Source organism: Actinospica sp. (assembly GCF_035552695.1).
Classification (GTDB): Bacteria; Actinomycetota; Actinomycetes; order Streptomycetales; family Catenulisporaceae; genus Actinospica.
In genome coordinates, this window is the sequence record NZ_DASZKT010000192.1 from 1 (window position 1) to 3,733 (window position 3,733).

5 protein-coding genes are annotated in these 3,733 nt (G+C 67.4%); 3 read left to right on the forward strand and 2 right to left on the reverse strand.

What is annotated here, in order from left to right; translation table 11 throughout:
• The 3 genes from VG296_RS22095 to VG296_RS22105 form a co-directional block, all read left to right on the forward strand.
• Window positions 1-201 (forward strand): FCD domain-containing protein (locus VG296_RS22095; RefSeq protein WP_325568598.1); only part of this gene is annotated, 201 nt, incomplete at its 5' end.
• A gap of 213 nt (window positions 202-414) precedes the next feature.
• Window positions 415-1,215 (forward strand): IclR family transcriptional regulator, encoded by an 801-nt coding sequence (locus VG296_RS22100; protein ID WP_325568600.1) that lies wholly within the window; start codon window positions 415-417, stop codon window positions 1,213-1,215.
• 136 nt (window positions 1,216-1,351) lie between these two features.
• Window positions 1,352-1,813, forward strand: a complete 462-nt coding sequence (locus tag VG296_RS22105) for a MarR family winged helix-turn-helix transcriptional regulator (protein ID WP_325568602.1) — start codon at window positions 1,352-1,354, stop codon at window positions 1,811-1,813.
• A 57-nt stretch (window positions 1,814-1,870) separates the two neighbouring features.
• On the opposite strand, the gene VG296_RS22110 is transcribed toward VG296_RS22105, so the two are convergent.
• Together VG296_RS22110 and VG296_RS22115 are read right to left on the reverse strand one after the other, a co-directional pair.
• A complete protein-coding gene (locus tag VG296_RS22110) occupies window positions 1,871-2,983 on the reverse strand; it encodes a Gfo/Idh/MocA family oxidoreductase (RefSeq protein ID WP_325568604.1) in 1,113 nt (370 codons plus the stop codon).
• Between the two features lie 127 nt (window positions 2,984-3,110).
• Entirely contained in the window at window positions 3,111-3,611 is a 501-nt protein-coding gene (locus tag VG296_RS22115; protein ID WP_414641121.1) for a zinc-binding dehydrogenase, read from the reverse strand.
• Between the last annotated feature and the right edge of the window lie 122 nt (window positions 3,612-3,733).

Here is a 3,733-nt window from a genome sequence, read left to right on the forward strand (position 1 = left end):
CGCTTCCGCGAAGTGCTGTCGGACCAGGCCGAGCGCTACCGGCGGTTGTCGGTCCGCGAAGACCCCGGCCGAGATGTCGCGCTGGAGCACCGCAGACTCGCCGAGGCCGTCCTCGCCAGGGACGCCGATCTCGCGGTGCAATGCCTCGCCGCCCACTACCGGCTGACAGCGCAGCTGTGCAACCTCCCCCGCGTGCACTGAGGATCACCTTCGCGGTCACGGCGGGGGCAGCGCCTTCGCCTGCCGGGCCGTCCGGGCGGCGCGTCGCCGTGGTCCAGGCCCGGACAGTTGTCCGGCCGGCCCTCGCGCCTAGCGGGGTGACCGCTGTAGTCCGCGCAGAAGCTTTTTCTTGTATAGTTCGCGCAGAAGCTTTTTCTTGCAGACAGCCTCGGCGGCGACCAGGGGATCACACGTATGGTTCGGAAGACTCCGGACGACTCCAGCTCGGGTGTGGCAGGCCCGCGCTATCCGGTGGAGTCGGTCGCCAAGTCTGCAGAGTTGCTCCGCCTTTTCGGCCACCACTCGGAACTGCGGTTGTCCGACGTCGGCCAGACGATCGGCGTATCTGCGTCAACTGCACATCGGCTGCTCACGACGCTGGAAGCGTCGGGAATGGTCAGCCAGAACACCACAACGCGGTGCTACGAGCCCGGGCCGGAGCTGCTGAGCCTCGCGCAAGCCCTCACGCCCAGCGCGTCTCGCTGGTCGTATGCGAGGCCGTTCCTCGCCGACCTGGGCGAGCGCGTCGGCGCGACGGCCAGCATCGTGACCCTGCATCACACGGACGCGGCGTTCGTCGAGTCGGTGGAGGCGCAGACCCCCCTGCGGGTGGGCTCACGTCTGGGCGCCCGAATGCCGGCCAGTTGCGTCTCCGGCGGAAAGATCTTGCTGGCGGCGCTGTCCGACGAGGAGCTCCTCGCCCGCTATCCCGACGAGGCTCTCGAGATCTTGACCCCGCGGAGCATTCGCACCCGTACTGAGCTGCTGGCCGAGCTCAAGCAGGTACGGCGACGCGGCTCGGCTACGAACTTCGGCGAGAGCGAGCCGGACGTCAGCGGAGTGGCGGTCGCGGTCGCTAGCCGTGCCGGGGAAGTACCCTACGCGATCGCCGTCGCCGCGCCGCGATCGCGCCTGGCGCAGTCCCGCGTCAAGGCGATCGTGGCTGAGCTGCGAAAGACCGCGGACCTGCTTGCCACGGCTTGCAGCACGGCGTAGTCCGACTTCTGGCGAACACTCCCGACGCACCTGTGATACTGGTGAATGCCACCTTGGTATAGCTGCCGTGGAATCAATGCTATGTTGCCTTTGGGTGTGACGTAGAAGTGCGTTCCTTGGAATTGATGTAGGGATCATGCCGGATCTGAAGGTGTTGTTCAGCGACCTGATCCGCTTCGAGACTGATCTATGGAATGCCGTCGACGCCCGACTTCGGTCCGAGTATGACCTGCCGCTCCCATGGTTCGAGCCGATGCAGGTGATGTCGAAGTACACGACGTGCCGTGTCTTTGACATCAAGGAGGAGTTGTCGATCACCGTCGGCGGCGCGAGCAAGCTTGTGGACCGTATCGAGGCCGCTGGCCTGTGTCGCCGTCGCGCCAACCCGGACGACCGCCGTTCGCAGATCATCGAGCTCACGCCTGCCGGGCGGCGGTTGCTGGCCAATGCGACCAAGTCGTTCGAGGACGAGTTGCACACACGGCTCGAGTCCGTGGTCACCGGGCGAGCGCTGGACCAGTTCGGTGCCACGTTGATGAGGTTGCGGGCCTCGAACCGCCGTGTCACGTCGCACGAGCAGATTGCCCCAGCGTCGTGAGGTCACGCTGGCCGCCCGCAGTTTTCGCCGCTCTGACACTCGGCCCGGCGCAGTGGCCTACGCCTTCACGCGTTCCCCGGATGCCGCGGCCCTCTCGATGGCGGCGATGATCTCGTGGCGCCGGGCGGCGTCGGCGAAGTCCGGTACGGTGTGAGTCCCGTTGCCGATGTCTGCCGCGAACGCGGCGTAGGCACGCCCGACGTTGTAGGCGGGCGCTCCTTCCAGGTTCGAAAGCGCGGGCCATTTCTGCGTCAGCGCCGCCGGGACGGCGAGCTCGGCGGGCTCGTCCCGCCCGTGGGCTCCCGCGACGGTCAGGGGATAGATCTCGGGGTATGCGGCGTCGGCGGTAATCCGGAGCGTTCCGCCGGTTCCGTTGATTTCCCACAGGAACCCGGTGCCGCCGGCCACGGCCTCACGGATGTGGATGCAGGCCGTCGCCCCGGACGTGAGGGTGCCGATCACCGCGATCTGGTCGGCCGCCGTTTTCGTGATCTGCTCCCCGGTCTCTTCGATGGTGATCAGCGGCCGGCGAAGATCCGACACGGCCGACAGGTCGGCGAACTCGCCCAGCACGTGGTTGAGGATGTCCAGGCTGTGCCCGGCGGCGATCGTGAGCACGTTAGCCCCGTTGGCCTTGTCGAGCATGTAGGCGTTGGGCTGGACCACGACGCCGCCCGGGACCGACAGCCCCACCATGGTCGTTGACAGGACCTCGCCGACATATCCGTCGCGGAGCAGCTCCTGGACGAACTCGACCGCGGGGGCGTGGCGGGCCTGCAACCCGACGGCCGTGCGCACGCCCTGCCCGGCGGCGAGCGCGGCCATCGCCCGCGCGTCGCCGAAGTCGCGGCCGAGCGGCCACTCGCAGTAGACGGCCTTGCCGGCGGCCAGTGCGGCGGAGACGAGCTGCCGGTGGTGCGGGACCTTGACGGTCACGGCGACCACGTCGATGTCTGGCCGGGTCACCAGCTGCTCGTGGTCTGAGAACACCGCATCTACCCCGAACACCTCGCCGGCTGCGCGCGCCGATTCCGCGCTGTGCGCGCTGAGCGCCCGGATCTCGTAGTCCGGCAGCGCGCGCAGTGCCGGGATGTGGGCGGTGGCGGCCCACCCGCGGACGGGGCTGACCCCGATGATCCCGACACCCAGCGTCGATAGTGCCGACGTCATTCAAACCTCCTGCTGTGCACGGTTAAACGATCGATTCCATGGAATCATTTGATTATATCTAGCATATGAATTCCATGGAATCTAGAACGAGAGATCGACTACTCGGGGGTTTCGCCATCCTGCGGCCTCACGTGGGCAGGATCATCACGGGCTTGATGGTTCGTGCTTCCGCTGCGTCTTGTGCTGCCACGTTGATCTGATCGAAAGCGTAGGGACGAATGAGTCTGTCGAAGGGCAGACGGCCTTGTCGGCGCAATTCGATGAGCCGCGGAATGAACTGTCGGGGGTTGCTGTCTCCCTGGTTGGTGCCGACCAGGCGAATGCCGCGGCCGAGCAGGTTCGGCACGTCGACGGGGATCTGAGATCCCAGCGGCGGAGCGCCGACGACGATGCATGTTCCGGCGGAAGCCAGCGAGGAGATCGCTTGACCGAGGACGGCCAGCCGGCCGCTAGTCTCGACCGCGTACTGTGCGCCGAGGCCTCCGGTCAATTCGAGCAGCGCTGACACCGGGTCACCGTCGGCCGGATTGACCGTGTCGGTCGCCCCGAGCTCGGACGCCAGCTCCAGGCGGGCGGCGTTCACGTCGACGGCGATGACCCGCGCCGCCGGCGTGAGCATCGCGGCCATGACCGCGACCAGGCCGACGCCGCCGACGCCGAAGACGACGATGGTGCTTCCCGGCTCCGGGCGTGCGACGTTGAGGACCGCCCCGGCGCCGGTCTGGACGCTGCAGCCCAATGGTGCGAGCT

Bases quoted from the DNA above. Each gene is read 5' to 3' on its own strand.
- VG296_RS22115 (WP_414641121.1), bottom strand. From the start codon at position 3,611: ATGGCCGCGATGCTCACGCCGGCGGCGCGGGTCATCGCCGTCGACGTG.
- VG296_RS22110 (WP_325568604.1), bottom strand. From the start codon at position 2,983: ATGACGTCGGCACTATCGACGCTGGGTGTCGGGATCATCGGGGTCAGC.
- VG296_RS22105 (WP_325568602.1), top strand. From the start codon at position 1,352: ATGCCGGATCTGAAGGTGTTGTTCAGCGACCTGATCCGCTTCGAGACT.
- VG296_RS22100 (WP_325568600.1), top strand. From the start codon at position 415: ATGGTTCGGAAGACTCCGGACGACTCCAGCTCGGGTGTGGCAGGCCCG.